The 25,179-nt window shown below is 73.4% G+C and carries 21 protein-coding genes; 9 read left to right on the top strand and 12 right to left on the bottom strand.

What is annotated here, in order from left to right:
* Positions 1 to 2 precede the first annotated feature (2 nt).
* Together ABZO31_RS08690 and ABZO31_RS08685 are read right to left on the bottom strand one after the other, a co-directional pair.
* Positions 3 to 1,349: an NAD(P)/FAD-dependent oxidoreductase gene (locus ABZO31_RS08690; RefSeq protein ID WP_406860525.1), complete on the bottom strand. Its 1,347-nt coding sequence runs from the start codon at positions 1,347 to 1,349 to the stop codon at positions 3 to 5.
* A 167-nt stretch (positions 1,350 to 1,516) separates the two neighbouring features.
* Positions 1,517 to 2,410 carry a TIGR01777 family oxidoreductase gene (locus ABZO31_RS08685; protein ID WP_406860524.1) on the bottom strand — a complete coding sequence of 298 codons (894 nt, stop codon included), beginning with the start codon at positions 2,408 to 2,410 and terminating at the stop codon, positions 1,517 to 1,519.
* A 44-nt stretch (positions 2,411 to 2,454) separates the two neighbouring features.
* On the opposite strand from ABZO31_RS08685, the gene ABZO31_RS08680 reads away from it, so the two are divergent.
* Positions 2,455 to 2,946: a GNAT family N-acetyltransferase gene (locus ABZO31_RS08680; RefSeq protein ID WP_406860523.1), complete on the top strand. Its 492-nt coding sequence runs from the start codon at positions 2,455 to 2,457 to the stop codon at positions 2,944 to 2,946.
* 42 nt (positions 2,947 to 2,988) lie between these two features.
* Here the strand turns inward: ABZO31_RS08680 and ABZO31_RS08675 are convergent, their stop codons facing one another.
* Positions 2,989 to 3,621 (bottom strand): TetR family transcriptional regulator, encoded by a 633-nt coding sequence (locus tag ABZO31_RS08675; RefSeq protein WP_406860522.1) that lies wholly within the window; start codon positions 3,619 to 3,621, stop codon positions 2,989 to 2,991.
* A 153-nt stretch (positions 3,622 to 3,774) separates the two neighbouring features.
* Between ABZO31_RS08675 and ABZO31_RS08670 the strand changes: the two genes are divergently transcribed.
* Complete coding sequence (locus tag ABZO31_RS08670) at positions 3,775 to 4,560, top strand: SDR family NAD(P)-dependent oxidoreductase (RefSeq protein ID WP_406860521.1); 786 nt, start codon at positions 3,775 to 3,777, stop codon at positions 4,558 to 4,560.
* A 41-nt stretch (positions 4,561 to 4,601) separates the two neighbouring features.
* On the opposite strand, the gene ABZO31_RS08665 is transcribed toward ABZO31_RS08670, so the two are convergent.
* Positions 4,602 to 5,120, bottom strand: a complete 519-nt coding sequence (locus ABZO31_RS08665) for a DUF4240 domain-containing protein (RefSeq protein ID WP_406865296.1) — start codon at positions 5,118 to 5,120, stop codon at positions 4,602 to 4,604.
* Positions 5,121 to 5,219: 99 nt separating this feature from the next.
* Between ABZO31_RS08665 and ABZO31_RS08660 the strand changes: the two genes are divergently transcribed.
* On the top strand, positions 5,220 to 6,149 hold the full coding sequence (locus tag ABZO31_RS08660; protein ID WP_406860520.1) for an SDR family oxidoreductase: 930 nt from the start codon (positions 5,220 to 5,222) through the stop codon (positions 6,147 to 6,149).
* A gap of 140 nt (positions 6,150 to 6,289) precedes the next feature.
* On the opposite strand, the gene ABZO31_RS08655 is transcribed toward ABZO31_RS08660, so the two are convergent.
* The 6 genes from ABZO31_RS08655 to ABZO31_RS08630 all read right to left on the bottom strand — a co-directional run bounded on the left by ABZO31_RS08655 (position 6,290) and on the right by ABZO31_RS08630 (position 16,077).
* A complete protein-coding gene (locus tag ABZO31_RS08655) occupies positions 6,290 to 7,252 on the bottom strand; it encodes a helix-turn-helix transcriptional regulator (protein ID WP_406860519.1) in 963 nt (320 codons plus the stop codon).
* A gap of 35 nt (positions 7,253 to 7,287) precedes the next feature.
* A complete protein-coding gene (gene aceE / locus ABZO31_RS08650; protein WP_406860518.1) occupies positions 7,288 to 9,993 on the bottom strand; it encodes a pyruvate dehydrogenase (acetyl-transferring), homodimeric type in 2,706 nt (901 codons plus the stop codon).
* Positions 9,994 to 10,315: 322 nt separating this feature from the next.
* Positions 10,316 to 10,939 (bottom strand): GntR family transcriptional regulator, encoded by a 624-nt coding sequence (locus tag ABZO31_RS08645; protein WP_406860517.1) that lies wholly within the window; start codon positions 10,937 to 10,939, stop codon positions 10,316 to 10,318.
* A gap of 159 nt (positions 10,940 to 11,098) precedes the next feature.
* Entirely contained in the window at positions 11,099 to 12,874 is a 1,776-nt protein-coding gene (gene sucB, locus ABZO31_RS08640; protein ID WP_406860516.1) for a 2-oxoglutarate dehydrogenase, E2 component, dihydrolipoamide succinyltransferase, read from the bottom strand.
* A gap of 63 nt (positions 12,875 to 12,937) precedes the next feature.
* On the bottom strand, positions 12,938 to 14,326 hold the full coding sequence (gene lpdA / locus ABZO31_RS08635) for a dihydrolipoyl dehydrogenase (RefSeq protein WP_406860515.1): 1,389 nt from the start codon (positions 14,324 to 14,326) through the stop codon (positions 12,938 to 12,940).
* Positions 14,327 to 14,562: 236 nt separating this feature from the next.
* The gene (locus ABZO31_RS08630) at positions 14,563 to 16,077 is read right to left on the bottom strand and encodes a leucyl aminopeptidase (protein WP_406860514.1); all 1,515 of its coding nucleotides are present in this window, start codon (positions 16,075 to 16,077) and stop codon (positions 14,563 to 14,565) included.
* A gap of 239 nt (positions 16,078 to 16,316) precedes the next feature.
* On the opposite strand from ABZO31_RS08630, the gene ABZO31_RS08625 reads away from it, so the two are divergent.
* The 5 genes from ABZO31_RS08625 to ABZO31_RS08605 are packed head-to-tail and all read left to right on the top strand — an operon-like array spanning position 16,317 to position 22,858.
* A complete protein-coding gene (locus ABZO31_RS08625) occupies positions 16,317 to 18,374 on the top strand; it encodes a hypothetical protein (RefSeq protein ID WP_406860513.1) in 2,058 nt (685 codons plus the stop codon).
* Between the two features lie 31 nt (positions 18,375 to 18,405).
* Positions 18,406 to 19,914 carry a GT4 family glycosyltransferase PelF gene (gene pelF, locus ABZO31_RS08620; RefSeq protein ID WP_406860512.1) on the top strand — a complete coding sequence of 503 codons (1,509 nt, stop codon included), beginning with the start codon at positions 18,406 to 18,408 and terminating at the stop codon, positions 19,912 to 19,914.
* Positions 19,911 to 21,449 carry a hypothetical protein gene (locus tag ABZO31_RS08615; RefSeq protein ID WP_406860511.1) on the top strand — a complete coding sequence of 513 codons (1,539 nt, stop codon included), beginning with the start codon at positions 19,911 to 19,913 and terminating at the stop codon, positions 21,447 to 21,449. Before pelF ends, ABZO31_RS08615 begins: the two co-directional genes overlap by 4 nt.
* Before the next feature lie 15 nt (positions 21,450 to 21,464).
* Positions 21,465 to 22,079, top strand: coding sequence for a spherulation-specific family 4 protein (locus tag ABZO31_RS08610; RefSeq protein WP_406865295.1), 615 nt, complete (start codon positions 21,465 to 21,467; stop codon positions 22,077 to 22,079).
* Positions 22,076 to 22,858: an endo alpha-1,4 polygalactosaminidase gene (locus tag ABZO31_RS08605; RefSeq protein WP_406860510.1), complete on the top strand. Its 783-nt coding sequence runs from the start codon at positions 22,076 to 22,078 to the stop codon at positions 22,856 to 22,858. Before ABZO31_RS08610 ends, ABZO31_RS08605 begins: the two co-directional genes overlap by 4 nt.
* On the opposite strand, the gene ABZO31_RS08600 is transcribed toward ABZO31_RS08605, so the two are convergent.
* Positions 22,855 to 23,625, bottom strand: coding sequence for an adenosylcobinamide-GDP ribazoletransferase (locus ABZO31_RS08600; protein ID WP_406860509.1), 771 nt, complete (start codon positions 23,623 to 23,625; stop codon positions 22,855 to 22,857). The two genes, ABZO31_RS08605 and ABZO31_RS08600, sit on opposite strands and share 4 nt — an antisense overlap.
* 89 nt (positions 23,626 to 23,714) lie before the next feature.
* Between ABZO31_RS08600 and ABZO31_RS08595 the strand changes: the two genes are divergently transcribed.
* Positions 23,715 to 24,509 (top strand): hypothetical protein, encoded by a 795-nt coding sequence (locus tag ABZO31_RS08595; protein WP_406860508.1) that lies wholly within the window; start codon positions 23,715 to 23,717, stop codon positions 24,507 to 24,509.
* Here the strand turns inward: ABZO31_RS08595 and ABZO31_RS08590 are convergent.
* Positions 24,422 to 25,177, bottom strand: coding sequence for a hypothetical protein (locus ABZO31_RS08590; protein ID WP_406865294.1), 756 nt, complete (start codon positions 25,175 to 25,177; stop codon positions 24,422 to 24,424). The two genes, ABZO31_RS08595 and ABZO31_RS08590, sit on opposite strands and share 88 nt — an antisense overlap.
* Between the last annotated feature and the right edge of the window lie 2 nt (positions 25,178 to 25,179).

Raw genomic sequence — 25,179 nt, 5'->3', positions numbered from 1 at the left:
CCCTAGGCCGCCAGAGGGGCCTCCTCCCGCGCCGGCTCGGTCTCCCGGAGGCCGAAGTCGGCGAGCAGGGCGCGGGACGCGCGGCGGGCGGAGGCCAGGGCGGCCTGCGGGGTGCCCGTGGTGCGGTGGTCGCCGCAGACGTACAGGCCGGACAGGATCCGCACGGTGCGCTGCGGGTCGTGCGGCGGCGGCATCGCCGGGATCGCCTCCGGGTCGTGGTGCAGGCCGAGCAGCTCCCAGTCGTCCGTCGAGCAGGAGTACAGCGTCGCCAGGTGCTTGCGGACCCGGCGCTCCACGTCGTCCGGTGGCGGGCCGAGCACCGTCGAGCTGACCAGGACCCGGCCGGCCGGGGCGCGCGAGGGATCCACCGCGCTCATCACGGCGGTGTGCGCGACCGGGCCGTCCGGGTCGGACGCCAGGAGCAGCGCCGGCTCCGCGAACGGCGGCGGCACGGGCGTGGTGTGGTGCAGCACCGTGACCGTGCGGAAGTCCGGCACCCGCAGCCCGGGCAGCAGCTCCGCCGCGGCCCGGCCGCCGGTGGCGAGGACGACCGCCCGGCAGCGGAACACCCCGTGCCCGGCGGTGGCGACCCGGCTGATCGACACACCGGTGACCCGTACGCCGGTCAGCACCGTGCCCGGCGGCAGCGCGGCCTCGAGCAGCGAGGGCACCGTCACCGCACCGCCCTCCGGTACGCACAACCCGCCCCGGGCGAAGGCCCGCAGGGCCAGATCGGCGCAGCGGCTGGAGGTGCTGAGGTCCGGGTCGCCGAGCAGCGCGGCGAGCAGCGGCCGCAGGAAGCCCTGCACGGTACGGGCCGGCAGCCGGGCGTTCAGTGCGTCGAGCGCCGTCCGCTCCGGCCGGGCCAGCAGCCGCGGCACGGGCGTGGCCGCGAGCCGGGCGAGGGCCGCGCCGAGGCGGGCCTGGTCCAGCGAGCGGGGGGCGCTCGCGAGGGCGCGCGCGACGGTGAGCGCGCCCCCTACGCCCCAGAGCCCGTGTCCGGACCCCTTCCCCCAACGGCCGTGGTACGTCCCCACGTGCGGCGGCTCCACGGTCCTGACGAGCCGTCCGTCGTGGTGGACCAGCACCCCGGACGAGAACGGACGCAGCCTCAGACCGGCCAGGCCCGGCGTGCCGAGCAGCTCGGGCGCGGACGCCCCGAGCAACTGCCCCACCCGGTCGAGACGGAAGCCGTCCACGACCTCGGTGTCCATCCGTCCGCCCGTCCGGGCCGAGGCCTCCAGGACGGTGACGTTCAGTCCTGCGGCGGTGAGCCGGTGGGCCACGGACAGCCCCGCTATCCCGGCTCCGACGACGACGACGTCCGTGTGGCGTGCGCTACTGAGCACGTGCCCCTCCCCAGGTCGGCGCGACTGGTGGGAGGCTCATGCCCCCAACAGACCGACGGAATGCCCGAGTTCGGATCGATCCCGGGGATCGAGCCTAGGAGCGGCACCACACCGGCGACCCCCAAGCGTCCGGAAAACCCGGAGCACGGGGGTCGCACGGACCTCCCCTAGGCGGCGCGGATCGACTCGTCGATCGTCGGGAAGGCGAAGTCGAAGCCCGAGTCCAGGAGGCGGGAGGGCAGCACGCGCTGGCTGCCGAGGACGTCGGCGGCGAAGTCGCCGAGGGCGAGACGGAGCGCGGCCGCCGGGACCGGGAAGGGGGTGGGACGGCGCAGCACGCGGCCCATCGCTGCGGTGACCTCGCGGTTGGTCACCGGCTCGGGCGCCGTGAGGTTGAACGGCCCGGACAGGCCCTCGGTGTCGAGGAGATGGCGCAGCGCGGCGATCTCGTCGTGCAGCGCGATGAAGCTCCAGTACTGGTGACCGTCGCCCATCCGCCCGCCGAGCCCGGCCCTGAAGATCGGGAACAGCCGCCCCCAGGCCCCGCCCCGGCGCGCCACCACCAGGCCGGTGCGGGCGTACGCGACGCGCACCCCGGCCTCCTCCGCCGGCGCCGCGGCGGCCTCCCACTCCACGCACACCGACGGCAGGAAACCCTCGCCCGCCGGCGCGCTCTCGTCCACCGCGCGCGAGCCGGTGTCGCCGTAGTAGCCGAGCGCCGTGCCGCAGACCAGGACCCGCGGCGGCTCCGCCAGCGAGGCCACGGCCTGCGCGATCGCCCGGGTCCCGAGGACCCGGCTGTCCCGGATCTCCCGCTTGTACGCCTCGGTCCAGCGCCGCTCGCCGACACCCGCCCCGGCGAGGTGCACGACCGCCTCGCAGCCCACCAGGCCGGAGGTGTCCACGTACAGGCGCTTCGGGTCCCACTCGACCTCGTCCGCCGTCCGCGCGGGGCGGCGCACGAGGCGGCACACCTCGTGGCCGTCGGCGCGCAGGGAGCGCACCAGGGCCGTGCCGATGAGTCCGGACGCGCCGGTGACCGCGATACGGGAACGCTGCATGCGACCATCCTGCCCCGCCCGACCCTCGTGGCACAGTTACGGGCATGAACACGCCGCGCATACGGACCGCCCGCCCCGCCGACCAGGACGCCCTCGGCGCACTCGACCGCGCCGTCTGGTCCCCGCTGCACGCCGTGCTCCCCGCCCCACAGCCCCCGTACGACCCGTTCTTCGACTCCACGCACCGGCCCGAGCACTACCTCGTCGCCGAGGGGGAGCAGGGCACGGTCGACGGCTATCTGCGGCTCGTCCGCCCCACCCCGCTCGCCAGCAACGCGCACGTCCGCCAGATCCAGGGCCTCGCCGTGGCCCCGCACGCCCGCGGCCGGGGCGTCGGCCGGGCGCTGCTGCGGGCCGCGTGCGACGAGGCGCGACGCCAGGGCGCGCGCCGGATCACCCTGCGGGTCCTCGGCCACAACGCGCCGGCCCGCGCGCTGTACGAGGCGGAGGGCTTCGCCGTCGAGGGCGTGCTGCGGGACGAGTTCTTCCTGGACGGCGGGTACGTGGACGACGTGTTCATGGGCCGGGCGCTGTAAGGGAGCCGTACTCGGCCCCCTGGAGGAGCCGTACTCCGCCCGCTACGTCAACGGGCCCATCCCGCCCATCAGTTCGCGCAGGCAGCGCACCGCCAGCTCGGCCGGTGCCCCCTTGCCCCGTACCGGCGCGTCCGTCTCTGCCCAGGCCTCCAGGGCCACCCGGATCGCGTCCGTGGCCGCCGCCGCGGCGAGCCGTACCTCCAGCGGGTCCGCGTCGGGGCCTGCGAGCCCGGCCACCACGGCCCGCAGCTTCTCCTCCGACTCCTGGTTGACGCGGTACCAGACCGCGCGCAGCGCCGGGTCCGCCGCGGCGGCCCGCAGCAGTCCGCGCGTGCGGCGCAGGCCCTCCGCCGCCTCCTCGTCCGCCCCGGCGAGCGCCTCCGCGATCGAGCGCTCCAGCGCCGCCGGCACCGTCGCCCCCGGCCCGATCGCGGCGAGCGACTCCCGCCAGCGGTCCGCGCCGACCGCGAGCAGCGGCGCGACCGCGTCCTGCTTGGAGCGGAAGTACCGGTAGAAGGTGCGCAGCGCGACCCCCGCCCGCTGGGCGATGTCCTCGGCCGTCGTGCCGTCAGGACCGCGCTCGGTGAAGAGCTCGGCGGCCGCGCGGGCGATGTCGAGCTGGGTCGCGGCCTTGCGCCGCTCGGTGAGGGAGGGGGAGGGGGGCTTGGTGCTCACCGGACGAAGCCTACGCGCACGCCCGGCCGTGTGCCGGATGGGCACATCATGCACATGTGGCAAAACGTGCCACGTGGGCGTACGGTGTCTTATGTGCCGAGGCGACACCGAGGCACACCGAGACACGACGACTGCGAGAGGTCGGACAGGGACATGAACCGCTACGAAGGCCGCCGCGCGCTGATCACCGGCGGGGGTTCCGGCATCGGCCAGGCCACCGTGCTGCGTCTGCTGGCGGAGGGCGGCACCGTCGTCGCCGCCGACATCAGCGAGGCCGGACTGAAGGACACCGTGGACAAGGCCGGCGACACCGCCGGCCGCCTCACCACGCTCGTCGTCGACATCGCCGACGAGAACTCCGTACGCGCCGGCGTCGCCGCCGCCGTCGAGACCCTCGGCGGCCTGGACGTCCTGGTCAACGCGGCCGGCATCCTGCGCTCCTCGCACACCCACGAGACCCCCCTCGACGCCTTCGAGCAGGTCGTCCGGATCAACCTGACCGGCACCTTCCTCGTCATCCGCGAGGCGATCCCGGCGCTGCTGCGGGGCGACGACGCGGCCGTGGTCAACTTCTCCTCGACCTCGGCGATGTTCGCCCATCCGTACATGGCGGCCTACGCGGCCAGCAAGGGCGGCATCCAGTCGATGACCCACGCGCTCGCCGCCGAGTACGCCAAGCAGGGCATCCGCTTCACCGCCGTCCAGCCCGGATCGATCTCCTCCGGCATGACCGACGGCAGCGGCGCCAGCCGGCAGTCCGCCGGCCCCGGCCTGCCCGAGGACGCCGACATGAGCCTCTTCATGAAGCTCGCCCCCGCGCTCGGCCAGGGCTTCGCCGGGCCGGAGACCGTCGCGGGCGTCGTCGCCATGCTGGCCAGCGCGGACGGCCGGTTCGTCACCGGCACCGAGGTCCGCATCGACGGCGGCACGCACTTCTGAGGCCCCCGTACCGGGACCGTTTCGGGGGACCCGCCCCCTCCTCATCCCCCGAAGCGGTCCCACAGCCGGGGATACCGAGCCGCCAGCTCCCCGTCGTCCGTCACGTCGAACGCCACACCCTCCGGCTCACCCGGCTGCGGCGGGATACCGAGCTCCGGGGCCTCCGTGCCGGTCAGCCGCTCGTACGCCTCGTCCGCCGCGAACCCGACCTCCTCGCCGTCCCCGTCCAGCTCCGCGTCGAAGTCGCCGAGCAACTCCGCGAGCGCGTCCGGATCGTGCACCGCGCCCTCGAACACCTCCCGGCCCTGGGCGATCAGCCAGCAGCGGAAGTAGTCGAACGACTCCTCGCCCGCCCCGTCCATCAGCACCGACGCCGCGCCCCACAGATCCCACCGGTAGGCCCGGTTGTACCGCGCCTCGAAGTGCCGGGCGAAGTCCAGGACGGCATCCGGGTCCAGCTGCAGCAGCCGCTCGGTGAGCAGGTCGGCATGCTCCTCCGGATCGCCCTCCGCCGCGACCCGGGTGGAGTCGATGATCTCCCAGAACTCCGTCTCGTCCATCACGGGAACCAGCATCGGGCCTCGCCCAGGGCGACGCACCCGGAGCGACGGAAATGAAACCGGACAGCAGATGTCTGTATTCACTGTCACCGTCGAGACATGACGACAGACACGAAGCCGCTCGGCGGCAGGATCGCACTGGTCGCCGGTGCCACGCGGGGTGCGGGGCGGGCCATCGCCGTGGAGCTGGGCGCGGCCGGGGCCACCGTGTACGTGACCGGGCGCACGACCCGCGAGAAGGCCAGCGAGGTCGGGCGGACCACCGAGACCATCGAGGAGACGGCCGAGCTCGTCACCGCCGCGGGCGGCGAGGGCGTCGCCGTACCCACCGACCATCTGGAGCCCGACCAGGTCGCGGCGCTCGTCGAGCGGATCGACCGGGAGCAGGGCCGGCTCGACATCCTCGTGAACGACATCTGGGGCGGGGAGCACCTGGTGGTGGCCGGGTTCGGCAAGAAGATCCACGAGATGGCGCTGGCCGACGGGCTGCGGATGCTGGAGCTCGGCGTGAAGAGCCATCTGATCACCAGCGCGGCGGTCGTGCCGCTGCTGATCCGGAACCCGGATTCCCTGCTGGTGGAGGTCACGGACGGCACCGCGGAGTACAACGGCACTCACTACCGCGAGAACATCTTCTACGACCTCGCGAAGACCGCCCCGATCCGGATGGCGTTCGCGCTCTCCCACGACCTGAAGCCCTCCGGCGGCACCGCGGTGTCGGTCACGCCGGGCTGGCTGCGGTCGGAGCAGATGCTGGACCACTTCGGGGTGACCGAGGAGAACTGGCGGGACGCCACCGAGAAGCTCCCGGACTTCGCCGTCGCCGAGTCCCCGGTGTACCTCGGCCGCGGGATCGCCGCCCTCGCGGCGGACCCGGACCGGGCGCGCTGGAACGGGCAGTCGCTGTCCAGCGGGCAACTGGCGAAGGAGTACGGCTTCACCGACGCGGACGGGTCGCGGCCGGACGCGTGGGGCTTCATCGTCGCGAAGGAGACGGACGAGAACGTGTCGGTGGACGACTACCGCTGAGCGCCCCGCGCGCTTGGCCGGTGTGGGTGCGTCGTGGTTGCTCGCGCAGTTCCCCGCGCCCATGACGGGGCGCCTGTGTGGCTGGTCGCGCTCGTGCGGCGGAGCCGCATACGGACGCAGCCCCACGCCCCTGACGGGGCCTATCCGTAGAGCCGCGCCATGTCCCTGGCCGCTGCCGCGAAGCGACGCCGCAGGCTCTCCGGGGTCAGTACCTCCGCATCCGCGCCCAGGGGGAGGAGTTGGGTGAGGGCGACCTCCTCGCTCTCCATTCTCAGCGTCGCCGTCAGACGGCCCCGGGCGTCCCGGTCGGCCGTCGCGAGGGCCTCCTCCGCCGCCGCGCGGTCCGTCACGTACGGGAGGCGGGCGGCGCCGGCCTCCGTCAGGCGGAGGGTCACCTCCGTGCGGAGGATCGAGCGGGTGAAGGCGGCCGCCTGGTCCGACCAGAACGCCGGGAGGTCGAAGTCCGAGGCGCGGGCGAAGGGTTCGCCGGTGACGTCCACCGAGGTGAAGCGGTCCACGCGGTACGTGCGCCACGTCGTGCCGACGCGGGCGCACAGGTACCACACGCCCGCCTTCAGGACCAGGCCGTACGGGTCCAGCTCGCGCGTCACCTCGCCGTCCGGGCGCCGGTAGCGGGCCGTCACCCGGCGGTCGGTCCAGACCGCCTCGGCCAGCGGGGGCAGAAGCTCCGGGGTCTCGGGCTCCTGGTACCAGCCGGGGGCGTCCAGATGGAAGCGCTGGGCCGCCGAGCTGGGCGCGTCCCTCAGGGCCGGCGAGAGCGCGGCCGCCAGCTTCAGGCGAGCCGTCGACGACGCGTCCGCCAGGCCCATGTCGCGCAGCGCGCCCGGCAGTCCGGACAGGAACAGCGCCTCGGCCTCGTCGCGGGCCAGGCCGGTGAGCCGGGTGCGGTAGCCGCCGATCAGCCGGTAGCCGCCGGCCCGGCCCCGGTCCGCATACACCGGAACCCCCGCCTCCGAGAGGGCGAGGGCATCACGGGTGATGGTCCGTTCCGAGACCTCGAGCTCCGTCGCCAGCTCCGCCGCTGTCATCGACGGGCGGGACTGGAGGAGCAGGACCATCTTGATCAGGCGGGCGGCACGCATCCCCCCATGATGCGCGCCGCCACCGACACGGCCGGTCAGAGGCCGTAGCGCTCCCGCGCCTCCTTGACCGCCGAGGCCGGGACCTCGCCGCGGCGGGCGAGCTGGGCCAGGGCCGCGACGACGATGGACTGCGCGTCCACGCCGAAGTGGCGGCGGGCCGCCTCACGGGTGTCCGACAGACCGAAGCCGTCGGCGCCCAGCGAGGACCAGTCCTGCTCGACCCACTGCGCGATCTGGTCCGGGACCTGGCGCATGTAGTCCGAGACGGCGAGGACGGGGGACTCCACGCCCTCCAGCGCGCGCCGGACGTACGGGACGCGCTCCTCGCCGCGCAGCAGCGCCGCGTCGGCCTCCAGCGCGTCGCGCCGCAGCTCGGTCCACGAGGTGGCCGACCACACGTCCGCGCCGACGCCCCACTCCTCGGCGAGCAGCTTCTGGGCCTGCAGGGCCCAGTGGATCGCCGTGCCGGAGCCGAGCAGCTGGATGCGGGCGGCGTTCGCGGGCAGCTCCAGACCGGCGGACTCGGCGGTGTTGAAGCGGTACAGGCCCTTGAGGATGCCCTCGTCGACGCCCGCCGGCTTGGCCGGCTGCGGCATCGGCTCGTTGTAGACCGTGAGGTAGTAGAAGACGTCCTGGTCCTCGCCCGGGGCGGCCTCGCCGTACATCCTGCGCAGACCGTCCTTGACGATGGCCGCGATCTCGTAGGCGAACGCCGGGTCGTACGACAGGGCCGCGGGGTTGGTCGCCGCGATCATCGGCGAGTGGCCGTCGGCGTGCTGCAGGCCCTCACCGGTCAGGGTGGTGCGGCCGGCGGTCGCGCCGACGAGGAAGCCGCGGCCGAGCTGGTCGCCGAGCTGCCACATCTGGTCGGCGGTCCGCTGCCAGCCGAACATCGAGTAGAAGATGTAGAACGGGATCATCGCCTCACCGTGCGTGGAGTACGCGGTGGACGCGGCGATGAAGTCGGCCATCGAACCGGCCTCGGTGATCCCCTCGTTGAGGATCTGGCCGTTCTTGGCCTCCTTGTAGTACATCAGCTGGTCGCGGTCGACCGGCTCGTACGTCTGGCCCTTCGGCGAGTAGATGCCGAGCGACGGGAACAGCGACTCCATACCGAAGGTGCGGGCCTCGTCCGGGACGATCGGGACCCAGCGCTTGCCGGTCTCCTTGTCGCGGACCAGGTCCTTCACCAGGCGCACGAACGCCATCGTCGTGGCGACGTTCTGCGAGCCGGATCCCTTGTCGAAGGAGGCGAAGGTCTTGTCGGCCGGGGCCGGCAGCGGGGCGAGCGCGTGGCTGCGGCGGGCCGGGGCCGGACCGCCGAGGGCCGCGCGGCGCTCCTGCAGGTAGCGGACCTCGGCGGAGTCGGCGCCGGGGTGGCCGTACGGCACGACGCCGTCGGTGAACTGCGCGTCCGAGATCGGCAGGTCGAGCAGGTCCCGCATGTTCTTGAACTCGTCCGTGGACAGCTTCTTCATCTGGTGGTTCGCGTTCTTCGACGCGAAGCCCTCGCCCAGGGTGAAGCCCTTGACGGTCTGCGCCAGGATCACCGTCGGCGCGCCCTTGAACTCCAGGGCGGCCTTGTACGCGGCGTACACCTTGCGCGGCTCGTGACCACCGCGGGAGAGGTGGAAACACTCGAGGATCTTGTCGTCGCTCAGCAGCTGCGCCATCGCGACGAGCGCCGGGTCCTTGCCGAAGAAGTCCTGGCGGATGTAGGCGGCGTCGCGGGTCTGGTACGTCTGGACCTGCGCGTCCGGGACCTCGCGGAGGCGGCGGACCAGGGCGCCGGTGGTGTCGAGCGCGAACAGCTCGTCCCAGGCGTTGCCCCAGAGGGTCTTCACGACGTTCCAGCCGGCGCCGCGGAACTGGGCCTCCAGCTCCTGCACGATCTTGAAGTTGGCGCGGACCGGGCCGTCGAGGCGCTGCAGGTTGCAGTTGATGACGAAGGTCAGGTTGTCCAGACCCTCGCGGGCCGCCAGCGCGAGGGCGGCGGTCGACTCGGGCTCGTCCATCTCGCCGTCGCCGAGGAAGGCCCACACGTGGGAGGCGGAGACGTCCTTGATGGCGCGGTTGGTCAGGTAGCGGTTGAAGCGCGCCTGGTAGATCGCGGAGAGCGGGCCGAGACCCATGGAGACGGTGGGGAACTCCCACAGCCAGGGGAGGCGCCGCGGGTGCGGGTAGGAGGGCAGGCCGTTGCCGCCGGACTCCTGCCGGAAGTTGTCGAGGTGGGCCTCGTTCAGACGGCCGTCGAGGAAGGCGCGGGCGTAGATGCCGGGGGAGGCGTGGCCCTGGATGTACAGCTGGTCGCCGGAGCCGGGAGCGTCCTGGGCCTCCTTCCCCTTGAAGAAGTGATTGAAGCCGGTCTCGTAGAGCCAGGCCGCGGAGGCGAAGGTGGCGATGTGGCCGCCGACGCCGTGCTTGGCGCCGCGGGTGACCATCGCGGCCGCGTTCCAGCGGTTCCAGGCGGTGATCCGGCGCTCCATCTCCTCGTCGCCGTCGATGCCCGGCTCGGCGGAGGTGGGGATGGTGTTGACGTAATCGGTCTCCAGCAGCTTGGGCAGCGCGAGACCGGCGCCCTCGGCGTGCTGGAGGGTACGGCGCATCAGGTAGGCGGCCCGGTGGGGGCCGGCGGCCTTGGTGACGGCGTCCAGGGAGGCCGCCCACTCGGCGGTCTCCTCGGTGTCACGGTCCGGGAGCTGGTCGAGCTCGCTCGGAATCTTGCCTACGGGATCGGTCATGATCGCCGCCTTCCGGACAGGGATTGGGGGTGGAGATGGGGCCTTGTCTGGCAGGACAGGGCGAATGGGCCGGGTGAGGCCCGCCGAAGACTCTAAGCTCTCGATCGATGATCGATCAAAGGGTTGAGAGGAAAACCTCTCCAGATCGAGAAAGTCGGCACAGGGTGCCGCGAAAACGGGCACCGGGTGCCTTGTTTTCGCAGGTGAGGGTCGAGGTGAGTGCGTCCGCGCACGCATGAGCGGGCCCGCCCTGAGGGCAGACCCGCTCGGAGGGGAGACCCGCTCGGAGGGGAGACCCGCTCGACGAAGGCGCGGCGGAGCGCTACGCCCGCGGGGCGCAGCCCAGGACGTGGGCCTTCACCAGAGCGCCGATCTCCGGGTCGCGGCGGCGGAACGCCTCCACGAGGTCCTGGTGCTCCTCCGCGTACGACTTCTGGACCGTGCCCAGCCAGCGGATCGACAGCGCGGTGAAGACCTCGATGCCCAGGCCCTCCCAGGTGTGCAGCAGCACCCCGTTCCCGGCCGCCTTCACCAGCTCCCGGTGGAAGGCCACCGTGTGCCGCACCTGAGCCGTCCCGTCGGCCGTGGCGTCCGCCTCGTACAGCGCCGCCACGTGCGGCTCCAGGGCCGAGCAGTCGGCCGCCAGCCGCTCGGCCGCCAGCTCCGCGGCGATCTGCTCCAGGCCGGCCCGGACCGGGTAGCTCTCCTCCAGGTCGGCCGCGGTGAGGTTCCTGACCCGTACGCCCTTGTTGGGGGCCGACTCGATCAGCCGCAGCGACTCCAGCTCCCGCAGCGCCTCCCGGACCGGGGTCTGGGAGACCTCCAGCTCCGTCGCGATGCGCCGCTCCACGATCCGCTCGCCCGGCTTCCAGCGACCGCTGACGATGCCCTCCACGATGTGCTCGCGGATCTGCTCGCGCAGCGAATGGACGACGGGCATGGTCATGGGGGCAGCTCCTGAAAATAATCCGTGGCCCGAAGGGCCTCCTTGAGGGGCGGTGGTCGGGCGACGGGAGGGCCTTTGACTCTTAGACAATACGGCGGTGTCCCCGTCCGGAAACACATCCGGACGGGGACACCGCAGGTGAGGCTCGTTACGTTGCCCTTACAGGCCGAGGTCCACCTCGAACTCGCCGGCCTCCAGGATCGCCTTGACGGCGGTCAGGTAGCGGGCCGCGTCGGCGCCGTCCACCAGACGGTGGTCGTACGACAGCGTCAGGTACGTCATGTCGCGGACGCCGATGACGGTGCCCTCGGCGGTCTCGATGACGGCCGGACGCTTGACCGTGGCGCCGATGCCCAGGATGGCGACCTGGTTCGGCGGCACGATGATCGTGTCGAAGAGCGCACCGCGCGAGCCGGTGTTGGAGATGGTGAAGGTCGCACCGGCCAGCTCGTCCGGGGTGATCTTGTTGCCGCGGACCTTGGCGGCCAGATCGGCGGTCGCCTTGGAGATACCGGCGATGTTGAGGTCGCCCGCACCCTTGATGACCGGCGTCATCAGACCCTTCTCGGAGTCCACGGCGATGCCGATGTTCTCCGAGTCGAAGTAGGTGATGGTGCCCTCGTCCTCGTTGATCCGGGCGTTGATGACCGGGTGGGCCTTCAGCGCCTGGGCCGCCGCCTTCACGAAGAACGGCATCGGGGAGAGCTTGACGCCCTCACGGGCGGCGAACGCGTCCTTGGCACGGGCGCGCAGCTTCATCAGCTTGGTGATGTCGACCTCGACGACCGAGGACAGCTGGGCCTGGCCGTGCAGCGCCTTCATCATGTTGTCGCCGATGACCTTGCGCATGCGGGTCATCTTGACCGTCTGACCACGCAGCGGGGAGACCTCCAGGGCGGGGGTCTTCGGAGCGGCGGCAGCGGCGGTGGGGGCCGGGGCGGCAGCGGCGGCCTTCTTGGCCTCGGCGGCCGCGAGGACGTCCTGCTTGCGGATGCGGCCACCGACGCCGGAGCCCTTGACGGCTCCCAGGTCCACGCCGTTCTCCGCGGCCAGCTTGCGGACCAGCGGGGTCACGTACGCGCCGTCCTCCGCCGGTTCGGCGGCGGCGGGAGCCGGGGTGACCGGGGCCGGGGCGACCGGCGCCGGGGCGGCGGGCGCGGCCGGAGCCGGAGCGGCGACCGGGGCGGCCGGAGCCACCGGGGCGGGCGCCGGAGCCGGAGCCGCGGGGGCGGCCGGGGCCGGGGCGGCCGGAGCAGCGGCGGCGGGCGCCGGAGCCGGGGCGGCCGGAGCCGGAGCGGCGGCCGGAGCCGCGCCCGGGGCGCCGATGACGGCCAGCTTGGCGCCGACCTCGGCGGTCTCGTCCTCGGCGACGGTGATCTCCAGGAGAACGCCGGAGACCGGCGCCGGGATCTCGGTGTCGACCTTGTCCGTGGAGACCTCGAGCAGCGGCTCGTCGGCCTCGACGGTCTCGCCGACCGACTTCAGCCAGCGGGTGACGGTGCCCTCGGTGACCGACTCGCCCAGGGCGGGCAGGGTGACCTCGGTACCGGACACGGCGCCGGCGGGGGCGGCGGCCGGGGCCTCGGCGGCCGGGGCCGGGGCGGCGGGAGCCTCGGCCACCGGCGCGGGGGCGGCGGCCGGAGCCGGGGCCGGCGCGGCCTCGGCGGCGGGGGCCGGGGCGGCGGCGGGGGCGCCCGTGCCGTCGTCGATGATCGCCAGCTCGGCGCCGACCTCGACGGTCTCGTCCTCGGCGACCTTGATGGAGGCCAGCACGCCCGACGCGGGGGCGGGAATCTCGGTGTCGACCTTGTCGGTCGAGACCTCGAGCAGCGGCTCGTCGGCCTCGACGCGCTCACCCTCGGCCTTGAGCCAGCGGGTGACGGTGCCCTCGGTGACGCTCTCGCCGAGCGCCGGCAGGGTTACGGAAACCGGCATGGTTTCGGTTGCTCCTAACGAATTGCGGTATGTGGTCGTCGCGCCCGTGTGATGACGTGAGCGTCAGTCGTGGGAGTGCAGAGGCTTGCCGGCCAGGGCCAGGTGCGCCTCGCCGAGCGCCTCGTTCTGCGTCGGGTGGGCGTGGATGAGCTGCGCGACCTCCGCCGGCAGCGCCTCCCAGTTGTAGATCAGCTGCGCCTCGCCGACCTGCTCGCCCATGCGGTCACCGACCATGTGGACGCCGACCACGGCACCGTCCTTGACCTGGACGAGCTTGATCTCGCCCGCGGTCTTCAGGATCTTGCTCTTGCCGTTGCCCGCGAGGTTGTACTTCAGGGCGACGACCTTGTCCGCACCGTAGATCTCCTTGGCCTTCGCCTCGGTGATGCCGACGGAGGCGACCTCGGGGTGGCAGTACGTCACCCGCGGCACGCCGTCGTAGTCGATCGGCACCGGCTTCAGACCGGCCAGGCGCTCGGCCACCAGGATGCCCTCGGCGAAGCCGACGTGGGCCAGCTGGAGGGTGGGGACGAGGTCGCCCACGGCCGAGATCGTCGGCACGTTGGTGCGCATGTACTCGTCGACCAGGACGTGGCCGCGGTCCATGGCGACGCCCTGCTCCTCGTAGCCGAGACCGGCGGAGACCGGGCCGCGGCCGATGGCGACCAGGAGGACCTCGGCCTCGAAGGTCTTGCCGTCGGCCAGCGTCACCTTCACGCCGCTGTCGGTGTACTCGGCGGACTGGAAGAAGGTGCCGAGGTTGAACTTGATGCCCCGCTTGCGGAAGGCCCGCTCGAGCAGCTTGGAGCTGTTCTCGTCCTCGACCGGCACGAGGTGCTTCAGGCCCTCGATCACCGTCACGTCGGCGCCGAAGGACTTCCACGCCGAGGCGAACTCGACGCCGATGACGCCGCCGCCCAGGATGATCGCGGACTCCGGGACGCGGTCCAGGGTCAGCGCGTGGTCCGAGGAGAGGATGCGGTTGCCGTCGATCTCCAGACCGGGCAGCGACTTCGGCACGGAACCGGTGGCGAGCAGGACGTGACGGCCCTCGACACGGCGGCCGTCGACGTCGACCGAGGTCGGGGAGGAGAGCCGGCCGGCACCCTCGATGTACGTCACCTTGCGGGAGGCGACCAGACCCTGCAGACCCTTGTAGAGGCCCGAGATCACGTCGTCCTTGTACTTGTGCACGGCCTTGATGTCGATGCCCTCGAAGGAGGCCTTGACACCGAACTGCTCCGCCTCGCGCGCCTGGTCGGCGACCTCGCCGGCGTGCAGCAGGGCCTTCGTCGGGATGCAACCGTTGTGCAGGCAGGTGCCGCCGAGCTTGTTCTTCTCGATCAGTGCGACGTCCAGGCCCAGCTGCGCTCCGCGCAGCGCCGCGGCGTAACCGCCGCTACCGCCGCCGAGGATCACTAGGTCGAAAACGGTGCTGGCGTCGTTCGCCACGTCACGTCCTCCATGCATGTGCGCCGTACGCCGGTCGTCGACGACCGGGCGGCGGCTGGTGTCCGGCCGCTTTATATCGGCCCTGTGGTGGGGGCCCTGTCCTGCCGAGAACCCATCTTCGCACTTGTTGCCGGAACACGGGACGCGGGGCCGCGCTCTGAGACCGGTGTGGGCGAAAACACCCCGCCCCCGGCCGTACGACCGGGGGCGGAGTGTGTCACGTCAGGTCACCGTGCTCAGCCGAGGTCGCCCCCGGCGGTGCGCTCGGCCAGCTTCACCAGGGTGCGCACCGAGGAGCCGGTGCCGCCCTTCGGGGTGTAGCCGTACGGCGCGCCCTCGTGGAAGGCGGGGCCGGCGATGTCGAGGTGGGCCCAGGTGATGCCCTCGCCGACGAACTCCTTCAGGAACAGGCCGGCGACCAGGCCGCCGCCCATCCGCTCGCCCATGTTGGCCATGTCCGCGGTCGGCGAGTCCATGCCCTTGCGCAGGTCGGCCGGGAGCGGCATCGGCCAGGACGCCTCGCCGACCTCCTCCGCGATCTCGTGGATCTCGGTGCGGAAGGCGTCGTCGTTGGCCATGATCCCGAAGGTCCGGTTGCCGAGCGCCAGCACCATCGCACCGGTCAGGGTCGCCACGTCGACGATCGCGTCCGGGTGCTCCTCGGAGGCCCTGGTCAGCGCGTCGGCGAGGACCAGCCGGCCCTCGGCGTCGGTGTTGAGGACCTCGACGGTCTTGCCGCTGTACATGCGCAGGACGTCGCCCGGGCGGGTCGCCGAGCCGGACGGCATGTTCTCGGCGAGCGCCAGCCAGCCGGTGACGTTCACGGCGAGGCCGAGGCGGGCGGCCGCGACGACGGCGGCGAACACGGCGGCCGCACCGCTCATGTCGCACTTCATCGTCTCGTTGTGGCCGGCCGGCTTCAGGGAGATGCCGCCCGAGTCGTAGGTGATGCCCTTGCCGACCAGGGCCAGGGTCTTCTCCGCGTCCGGGTGCGTGTAGGCGATCTTCACCAGGCGCGGCGGGTTCACCGAGCCGGAGCCGACGCCCAGGATGCCGCCGTAGCCGCCCTTGGTCAGCGCCTTCTCGTCGAGCACCTGGACCTTCAGGCCGTGCTCCTTGGCGACGGCCTGCGCGGTCGCGGCGAAGGTCGCCGGGTACAGGTCGTTCGGCGGCATGTTGATCAGGTCGCGGGCGCGGTTGATCTCCTCGGCGACGACCTGCGCGCGCTCGGCCGCGGCCTTGAACGCCTTGTCGCGGGGCTTCGCGCCGAGCAGCGCCACCTCGGCCAGCGGCTTCTTGCCGTTCTTGCCGTTCTGGTCCTGGTACGCGGTGTAGGCGTACGCGCCGAGCAGCGCGCCCTCGGCGATCGCCTCGGCGTCCTCGACGGAGCCGACCGGCAGCGCGAAGCCGGCCTTCTTCGCGCCGTGCAGCGCGCGGGCGGCGACACCGGCGGCGCGGCGCAGCGCCTCGCCTGCGAAGTCGGCGCCGTCCTCGGGGGCGGAGCCGAGGCCGACGGCGAGCACGACGGGGGCCTTCAGACCGGCGGGGGCGGGCAGCTTGGTCGCCTCACCCTCGGCGCCGGCGGCGCCCAGCGTCTCCAGGACGGCGGCGAGCTTTCCGTCGAACGCCGCGTCCACGGCCTCGGCGCCGGGCGCGAGGACGAGACCCTTACCGGACTTGGCGACGCCGACCACGAGGGCGTCGGCGCGCAGCGTCGCCGCGCCGGCAGTGCTGAGAGTGAGAGCAGTCACGGTGGTGAATTCTCGCTTCCATTGAGTTCTGTGGCGGTCGAGGGATGGGCCGACCGTGCCCGCCGCATGGTATTTCGGCCGGGCAACCGCCGTGAACGAGCCTACGCTCGCTCGTCCGGTTCGCTCACGGGGGCAGCGGTTCACTCATCCGTGGTGTCTGTCCCATGTTTACCCCGCGAGCCTTCACCACTCGGCCACACTCGCCTCGTCCACGCACCTGTCCGAGGGGGAACCAGCCGATGGACCCGTCCCGCTTGTCCCGTGCGGCCCTGGCCGCCGCCGCGCTGCTCGCCACCGTCGTGCCCACCGCGGGCCCGGCCGCCGCCGCCCCGCCCGTCCCGCGGATCGACCTCACCGTCCTCGTGGTGGACGACGGCAGCGGCACCGTCGGCGCGATCGCCGCGGAACTGCAGGGCGCCGGCGTCCCGTACCGCACGCTCGACCTGAACGACCCCGACAGGCCCGTCGTCGACGCCGGGTTCCTCAGCGACACGGTCGACGGCCGGCCGCGCGCCAAGTACCAGGGCGTGGTGCTGCCGCACGAGACGCCGTTCGGCCCCGACTCGCCGGAGCAGACCGCCCTCGCCGCGTACCAGCGGACCTACGGGATCCCGCAGGTCGACGCGTACACCTGGGCGCACCCCGGGGTCGGCCTCGACTACACCAGCGAGGGCGGCTGGTCCGGCGTCCTCGACGGCGTCACCGCCACCGTCACCGCCGCCGGGCGGAGCGGGCCCTTCCGGCACCTCGACGGGCCGGTGACCTTCGAGGACAACGACCCGGCGATCTCCGAGAGTTACGGCTACGCGGGCCGCCCCCGCGAGGGCTACACCAGCTATCTCGACCTGCCCGTGGCGGGCGGCGGACGGGCCAGCCTGATCGGCGAGTACGCCCGCGACGGCCGCCGCGAACTGGTCGTCACCTTCGCCTACAACCAGCACCAGCGGCAGTTCCGGGCGCTGGCCCGCGGCATCGTCGAGTGGCTCACCCAGGGCGTCCATCTCGGCCGCAGCCGCAGCTACTTCTCCGTCCACGTCGACGACGTCTTCGCGCCGGACGCCCGCTGGAACACCGAGCGCAACTGCACCCCCGGCGACCTCGACTGCGTCGGCGAGTGGGGGCACCTCCCAGCGGTAGCTGGGGGAGGGCAGAGCGCCGACGCGATCCGGATGACCGCCGCCGACGCCGGGCACGCGGCCGCCTGGCAGAAGTCCGCCGGCTTCACCCTCGACATGGTCTACAACGGCGGCCAGGGCGAACAGTGGAAGACCGAGCACGGTGGCAGGGACGATCTCAGCACCAGGTTGATCTCTGATCGTGCCCAGTACCGCTGGATCAACCACACCTACACCCACCCCTTCCTCGGCTGTGTGCAGGACAGCAGCACCGTCCCCTGGCAGTGCGCGAAGAACGCGGCGGGCACGACCCTGTGGACGAGCCGTTCGGAGATCTCCGGGCAGATCCGCGACAACCACAACTGGGCCGTCGGCAAGGGCATCTCCGTCGACCGCGCCGAACTCGTCACCGGCGAGCACTCCGGACTGAAGACCCTGCCGCAGCAGCCCGTCGACAACCCGAACCTCGCCGGCGCGCTCGCCGACAACGGCGTCAAGTGGCTCGCCTCCGACAACTCCCGCGAGCCCGCCCAGCGCGCCGTCGGCAGCACGAGGACCGTGCCCCGGCACCCGATGAACGTGTACTACAACGTCGGCACCGCCGCCGAGATGACCGACGAGTACAACTGGATCTACACCTCGCGCGCCGACGGCGGCAGTGGGCTCTGCGAGTCGAACCCCGCCTCCACCTGCCTACCGGCACCGCTCGACACCGCCACCGGATACGCCGGGCACATCGTCCCGCAGGAGGCGCGCATCGCGCTCTCCCACATCGTGGCGAACGACCCGCGCCCGCACTACGTCCACCAGTCCAACCTCGCCGAGGAACGGCTGCTCTACCCCGTCCTCGACCGGATCCTCGCCGACTACCGCGCCCTGTTCGCCGACAACACCCCGCTGGTCAACCCGCGCCACCGCGACGTCGGCCTCGAACTGCAGCGCCGCGCCGCCTGGGCCAAGGCCCTCGCCGACGGCCAGGTCACCGCGTACCGGATCGGCAGCACCGTCACCGTCCGCACGCCCTCCGGCGTGCTCGTGCCGCTCACCGCACCCGACGGCACCCGTAAGCAACTCCTGCTCGGCACGGCGGCGTTCGGGACACCGTACGCCGGAGCCCGCTCGGACTGGACCGGTCCCGAGCCGCTGCAGAGCGCGATCACGCTCAAGCTCCCGACCACCTAGCAGCGCACGTACGTCCTGGGGGGACACGCACATGCCGAGCAGTGGCCGTCACGTCACCATGCTCACCGAAGGCACCTATCCGCACGTCCACGGGGGAGTCAGCACCTGGTGCGACCAGCTCGTCCGGGGCATGCCCGAGGTCGGTTTCCACGTACTCTCACTCACCGGCAGCGGCCGGGAGCCCGTCACCTGGGAGCTGCCGCCCAACGTCGCCCGCCACACCGTCTTCCCGCTCTGGGGCCCGCAGCCGGCCCCGCGACGACCCCTCGTCGGGCGGGAACGGCGCGGCTTCGTCGACGTGTACGAACGGTTCCTGCTGTCGCTGCTCGACCCGTCCGCCGGCTGCGACTTCGGCGAGGGCCTGTACGCCCTCGCTGCGCTCGCCCGGCGCGGACGGCTCACCGCCGCGCTGCGCAGCGAGGCGGTGCTCCGCTCGCTGATGTGGATCTGGTCCATGCCGCACCTGCCGACGGCCGCGGCCCGGCCCACCGTCCACGACGCGCTGACGGCCAACGACCTGCTGGAACACGCGCTGCGGCCGCTCGGCGCCCGGATATCCCCGGACGGCGTCGCGCACGCCGTCTCCAGCGGCCTCGCGACCCTGCCGGCGCTCGCCGCGCAGCACTTCGAGGGCGTGCCGTTCCTCCTCACCGAGCACGGCATCTACCTGCGCGAGCGCTACCTCGGCTACCGCACCGAGGCGCAGAGCTGGCCGGTCAAGGCCCTGCTGCTCGCGTTCTACCGGGAGCTCAACACCCACGGGTACCGGCGGGCCGACCTCATCACCCCCTGCAACCAGTACAACCGGCGCTGGGAGGAGCGCGGCGGCGCGCCCGCCGACCGCATCCGGACCGTCTACAACGGCGTCGACCCACGGGCCTTCCCGTACGCCGGGCCCGAGCCGGAGACGCCCACGCTGAGCTGGGCCGGGCGGATCGACCCCATCAAGGACCTGGAGACCCTGATCCGGGCGTACGCCATCGCCCGCGCCGAACTCCCGGAGCTGCGGCTGCGGTTGTTCGGCCCGGTGCCGGCCGGCGGCGAGGACTACCGGACCCGGCTGGAGAAGCTGGCGGCGGAGCTGGGCGTGGCGCACGGCATCACGTACGAGGGCCGGGTGACGGACGTGGCGCGGGCGTACGCGGCCGGGAACCTGGTCATGCTGTCCTCGATCAGCGAGGGCTTCCCCTTCTCGCTGATCGAGGCGATGTCCTGCGGCCGGGCCACGGTGTCGACGGACGTCGGCGGGGTACGGGAGGCGGTCGGCGACACCGGCCTGGTCGTCCCGCCCCGTGAACCGGCGGTCATGGCCGCCGCGATCGTGGACCTCCTGCGCGACGACGCCCGCCGCGCGGAGCTCGGCCGGCGGGCCCGGCAGCGGGTGGTGGACCGTTTCACCCTGCACCGCTCGGTCGACGGCTTCCGCGCCATCTACCGCGAACTCGGCGGCGAACCCCCGGCGCCCGAGCCGGTGGTGGAGGACTGGACCGTCCGCCTCACCGACCCCTGGCGCACCGACCTCGAGGGGAGCCACGCATGAGCGGCTCCCTCTGGCTCAAGCCCGGCGCCCGGCACGACTCCCTGCCGACGATCCCCCGCCCGCGGGGCGTCCCGGTGGACGGCGAGGGCCCGGACCCGCGCGAGGACCCGCGCCCGGCGGACGGCCGGGGCGCGGATCACGCGCCGCACGGCGAGCCCGCCGGGGAGGCACCGGCCGGCCCTGTTTTGGCCCCTGACCCGCTCGACGAACTCGCCGACCGGCTGCGGCCGTTGGCGGCCGCGGCCGTGCATCCCGACGAGATCGCCGCGATCCTCGAGTCGGACGGGATGACGGACGAGCACATCCGGCTCACCTACGGGCGGCAGGACTCCTTCGCGCTGGGCGAGGAGCTGTACGCCCGCGTCGAGCGGCGGCACCCGGGGCCCGCGGCCGTCGCCGCCGCGCCCTGGTACGCGGGGCTCGGGGGCTGTCTGCTGCGGGGGCTGGTGTTCGCGCTGCCCGGACTGGCGTACGTGCTCGGCGGGCCGCTGCTCGCCGGGGCGCCCGGCCGGTTCGCGCTGCCCGCCGGGACCGTGCCGCTGCTGGCCGGGGCGCTCGCCGGCTGGGTGTGGAACCAGGCGCTGTCCCACCGGGCGTACACCTGGCTCGGCCTCGGCGACCGGCCCGCCGCCGCGCGGACCCTGCTCACCGGCGCGCCCGCCGGGGCGCTGGCCGGCACCGTCGTCGCCATCGCGGCCACCGGACCGGGGGAGTGGGCGGCGACCGCGTTCGCCGCCGGGCAGTCGCTGTACCTCGCCGGGGCGACGGTGCTGCTGGTCCTCGGCCGGGAGCGCGCCCTGCTGTGCGCGCTCGCGCCGCTCACCGGGGCGCTGTTCGCCTTCCGGTACGACCTGCCGGACGCCCTCCGCGTCGCGCTGCTGCTCGCCTCGCTCGCCGCGACGGTCGTCTTCGCGGCGGTCGTGCTGCTGCCGGCCGCCGGGCTCGATCGGTCGCGTCGTACCGGGCCGCCGCTCGCCGCCTCGCTGCCGTACGGCCTGTTCGGCCTCGGCACCGGACTGCTGGTGCTGTACGCGGCCGTCGGCGACGTCCTCGCCTCCGACGGCCCGGCCGACGTCGTCGCCGCCCCGTCGGCGGTGGCGCTCACCCTGTCGATGGGCCCGGCGGAATGGCTGCTGCACCGCTTCCGCGGGGAGAGCAGCGCCGGGCTCCGGCTCACCACCACCGCCCGCGCGTTCCGCCGGACGGCCGTGGCCACCCTGGCGCTCTGCCTCGTCGGCTACCTCGCCGCCCTGCTGGTGCTCGCGCTCGCCGGGACGCTCGCCTGGCCGGGCGCGGGCCGGCCCGAGGCGGGGCGGCTGCTCGGGCTGTTGCTCGTGGGCGTGGTGCTCTGGCTGGGCCTGCTGCTCCAGGCGTACGGCGCGGTCCTCGGCGCCGGGCTGGTCTGCCTGCTCGCCGCGACCGCGCAGATGACCGCGCCGGCCACTGCCGGGCCGGCGATCACCGCGGCCTCCGCCGCCGTGCTCGCCGCCTGGAGCTGTGCTCTGCTGGTACGGCCGACCGCCCACCGAGCGTAGGGGGAGCCCGCCGTGATCCCGTCCCTGCTCGTCCCGTACTACGAGCATCCCGCCGAACGCCCCGAGGAATGGGCGGCGCTGGTGGCCGCCGCGCCCCGGCTGTACGGGGTGGTGCTCAACCCGGACAGCGGGCCGGGCCGCTCCGCCGACCCGGCGTTCGCCGAGGTCGCCGGGCGGCTGCGGGCGGCCGGGGTCCGGGTGCTCGGGTACACGGACGCCGACTACGGGCGCCGCCCGCACGGCGACGTCGTCGCCGACCTGCTGCGGCACCGCGACTGGTACGGCGCGGACGGCGTGTTCCTCGACCAGGTGCCGACCGGGCCGGACGCCGTCGACCGCTTCCGCCGGATCGGCGTGGCCGCCCGTGCCGCCGGGGCCCGCACCCTGGTGTTCAACCACGGGGCACAGCCGCACGCCGCGTACCTCCCGCTGGCCGATCTGCTGGTCACCTTCGAGGGCCCCTGGGACAGTTACCGGGAGCTGGACCTGCCGCCCGGTGACCGGTACTGCCACCTCGTGTACGCGGCCCCGGCGGACGCCCGGCTCACCACCGACGTGCAGTGCGCGGTGCCGGGCGGCGGGGCGCACCCCTGGGGCACGCTGCCGCATGCTCTGGAGGGCACCAGGTGAGACGTTTCCTCGCCCTGTCGGCCGTCCTGCTGCTCGCGCTGGCCGCCTGCACCGCCGCCCCGGACGACGACCGCTCGGGGGACCACTGGCGGCCCGCTCCCGGCCTGGCCTGGCAGTGGCAGCTCAGCGGCCGGCTCGACCCGGCCGTCGACGTGCCGGTGTACGACATCGACGGCTTCGACCATCCCGCCTCCGCCGTCGCCGACCTGCACGCCCGCGGCCGCAAGGTCATCTGCTACCTGTCCACCGGCGCCTGGGAGGAATTCCGCCCCGACGCCGCGAAGTTCCCCGCCGCCGTCCTCGGCCGGAGCAACGGCTGGCCGGGCGAACGCTGGCTCGACATCCGCCGCACCGACGTCCTCGAACCCCTGATGGCGGCCCGGATCGACATGTGCCGCGCCAAGGGCTTCGACGCCGTCGAGCCCGACAACATGGACGGCTACGCCAACCGCACCGGCTTCCCGCTGACCGCCGCCGACCAGCTCCGCTACAACCGGCTCATCGCCCGCCTCGCCCATGACCGGGGCCTCGCCGTCGGGTTGAAGAACGACCTCGACCAGATCCCCGACCTGCTCCCGGACTTCGACTTCGCGGTCAACGAGCAGTGCGCCGAGTACGAGGAGTGCGAGCTGCTCATCCCGTTCGTCCGGGCCGGCAAGGCCGTCTTCCACGTCGAGTACGAGCTGCCGACCAGCGCGTTCTGCCCGCAGTCCCGCAGGCTGGGCCTGAGTTCGATGCTCAAGCGGTACGACCTGGACGCCTGGCGCAGGCCCTGCTAGGGCCGGGCGAGGGTCAGCGCCACCAGCGCGGCGGTCGCCGCCGTCTCCTCCACCGCGCCGAACACGTCGCCGGTCACCCCGCCGAACCGGGCCACGCAGCGCCGCAGCAGCAGCGCCGCGGCGGCCAGCGCGGCGGCCGCGGCCAGCACGTGGCGCAGCGCGTCGTACGGCGAGAACAGCCCGCCCGCGGCCGCGCAGCCCGCCAGGACCGCGGCGGTCGCCGCCACGGCCGGACCCGTCGGCACGGTGCCGGCGACCATCGCGCCCAGGCCCTCCGGCCGGGCGGCCGGGACGCCGGAGCGGGAGGCGTGGGTGAGCGCGAGCCGCGCGACGACCGCGGCGAGCACCGCCGCGAGGGCGCCGCGCGCCCAGCCGTCCGCGTACAGCGCGGCCAGCGCGGCGACCTGGGCGAGCAGCGCGAACAGCAGGGTGATCACGCCGAACGGGCCGATGTCCGACTGCTTCATGATGCGCAGCGCGTCCTCGGCGGGCTTGCCGCTGCCGAGACCGTCCGCGGTGTCCGCGAGCCCGTCGAGGTGCAGCCCGCGGGTGAGCAGCGCGGGGACGGCGGCCGAGGCCACGGCGGCGAGCAGCGGCCCGGAGCCGAGCAGCAGCAGCGCCGCGCCGAGCCCGCCCGCGAGCAGCCCGACGACCAGGCCCGGCAGCGGCGCCCAGAGCATGCCGGACCGCGCCGCGTCCCGGTCCCAGCGGGTCACGCGGGCGGGGAGCACGGTGAGCGTGCCGAAGGCGAACCGTATGCCGTCCATGCGCGGCACAGTAGCCGCCGCCTCGGACCGGTAAGTTACGCACAACGCGACAAAGAGCCGCATAAGCGGGCGGAAGGGCTGGGCGTGGCATGGGTCACTGGTTTCACACCAACATCGTCGAGCCCGGCAAACTCCCGCTGCTCCTCGCGCTGGCCTCCTTCGTCCTGACCTTCGTGATCACCCGGACGATCACCCGGCTGATCCGGGCCGGGAAGGGCCCCTTCCGCAACGTCTCCTCCGCCGGCGGCGTGCACATCCACCACGTCGTCCCGGGCGTGGTCCTCGCGCTCGTCGGCGGCTTCGGCGCGGTCGCCACCGGCCGGGAGGGTGCCGCCGCCGCCCTGTTCGCGGTGGTCTTCGGGATCGGGGCGGGGCTGGTGCTCGACGAGTTCGCGCTGATCCTGCACCTGGACGACGTGTACTGGAGCGACGAGGGCCGCAAGAGCGTCGAGGTCGTCGTGCTCACCTTCTCCCTGGTGCTGCTGACCCTGGGCGGCTTCTCGCCGCTGGGCGTCAACGAACTCACCGGCGACGAGCGGCAGAACCGGGGCGTCTTCGTGCTCACCCTCGCGGTCAACTTCCTGTTCGTGCTGCTCACTCTGCTGAAGGGCAAGTTCCGGACGGCCGTCATCGGCACCCTCGTGCCGTTCGTGGCCATCGTGGGGTCCCTGCGCCTCGCCCGGCCCGGCTCGTTCTGGGCCCGCAGGATGTACCGCCGCCGGCCGAAGGCGCGGGCCAGGGCGGGGCTGCGGGCCTACCGCCACGACCGCCGCTGGAACCGGGCCGTACGGCGCTTTCAGGACGTGGTCGGCGGCTTCCAGGAGCGGTCCCCGCTCCGGGTCGGGCACGGCCGCTCCGACGACGGCCCGCCGGACCCCCGCTGACGCCAGGTCAGCACCGCGCAGCCCAGTGCGACCGCGGCGATCGCCGCCAGATGCTCCTTGCCGGCCAGGTTGTTCTTCACCAGCACCTCGACCACCATCGCCAGGACCACCAGACCCCCGGTGAACCAGGCCCGGTTCGCCCAGCACACGTACACCGCGAGGCCGACGACCGCCGCGGACGGGCCGGTGTCCACCACCTGCGCGTCCGAGGCGGGCAGCCCCAGCGGCCCGTCCGGGCCGAGGGCGATGCCGACGCGGGCGTACAGGGTCCCCGCCAGGGTCGCCAGGTAGGCGACGGCCAGGGTGCGCCCGCGCCCCAGGCAGATCTCCGCGATCCCGAAGACCACCAGGATCTGGGCCAGCGCCCCCCAGACCGGCAGGTCCAGCGCCGGCACGAACAGCGACAGCGGCGTCCTCACCAACGCGAGCCAGAGCGGATCGGCGGCCCGCACCGCCCCGATGTCCTGGACGGGTTGGTACCCCCAGTCCTGGTTCTGCACCAGCTGGAACACGCCGGTGAGAGAGACCGCGGCGAGCGTCAGGGGTATCGCCCTCCCCCAAGCTCTCGGCTTCGCTCGAAGGGGGAGATGTTCCCCCGTCCGCGCGACCAGCGCCGCGCGCACCGCCCCGTACAGCGCCCGCCATTCCCGCCGGAAGGACTCCCGTATCC

It is taken from the genome of Streptomyces solicamelliae, assembly GCF_045348655.1.
Taxonomy (GTDB): Bacteria; Actinomycetota; Actinomycetes; order Streptomycetales; family Streptomycetaceae; genus Streptomyces; species Streptomyces solicamelliae.
This window is presented reverse-complemented; position numbering and strand designations above follow the sequence as displayed.

Bases quoted from the DNA above. Each gene is read 5' to 3' on its own strand.
- ABZO31_RS08685 (WP_406860524.1), bottom strand. From the start codon at position 2,410: ATGCAGCGTTCCCGTATCGCGGTCACCGGCGCGTCCGGACTCATCGGC.
- ABZO31_RS08680 (WP_406860523.1), top strand. From the start codon at position 2,455: ATGAACACGCCGCGCATACGGACCGCCCGCCCCGCCGACCAGGACGCC.
- ABZO31_RS08670 (WP_406860521.1), top strand. From the start codon at position 3,775: ATGAACCGCTACGAAGGCCGCCGCGCGCTGATCACCGGCGGGGGTTCC.
- ABZO31_RS08665 (WP_406865296.1), bottom strand. From the start codon at position 5,120: ATGGACGAGACGGAGTTCTGGGAGATCATCGACTCCACCCGGGTCGCG.
- ABZO31_RS08660 (WP_406860520.1), top strand. From the start codon at position 5,220: ATGACGACAGACACGAAGCCGCTCGGCGGCAGGATCGCACTGGTCGCC.
- ABZO31_RS08655 (WP_406860519.1), bottom strand. From the start codon at position 7,252: ATGCGTGCCGCCCGCCTGATCAAGATGGTCCTGCTCCTCCAGTCCCGC.
- aceE (WP_406860518.1), bottom strand. From the start codon at position 9,993: ATGACCGATCCCGTAGGCAAGATTCCGAGCGAGCTCGACCAGCTCCCG.
- ABZO31_RS08645 (WP_406860517.1), bottom strand. From the start codon at position 10,939: ATGACCATGCCCGTCGTCCATTCGCTGCGCGAGCAGATCCGCGAGCAC.
- sucB (WP_406860516.1), bottom strand. From the start codon at position 12,874: ATGCCGGTTTCCGTAACCCTGCCGGCGCTCGGCGAGAGCGTCACCGAG.
- ABZO31_RS08625 (WP_406860513.1), top strand. From the start codon at position 16,317: ATGGACCCGTCCCGCTTGTCCCGTGCGGCCCTGGCCGCCGCCGCGCTG.
- pelF (WP_406860512.1), top strand. From the start codon at position 18,406: ATGCCGAGCAGTGGCCGTCACGTCACCATGCTCACCGAAGGCACCTAT.
- ABZO31_RS08615 (WP_406860511.1), top strand. From the start codon at position 19,911: ATGAGCGGCTCCCTCTGGCTCAAGCCCGGCGCCCGGCACGACTCCCTG.
- ABZO31_RS08600 (WP_406860509.1), bottom strand. From the start codon at position 23,625: ATGGACGGCATACGGTTCGCCTTCGGCACGCTCACCGTGCTCCCCGCC.
- ABZO31_RS08595 (WP_406860508.1), top strand. From the start codon at position 23,715: ATGGGTCACTGGTTTCACACCAACATCGTCGAGCCCGGCAAACTCCCG.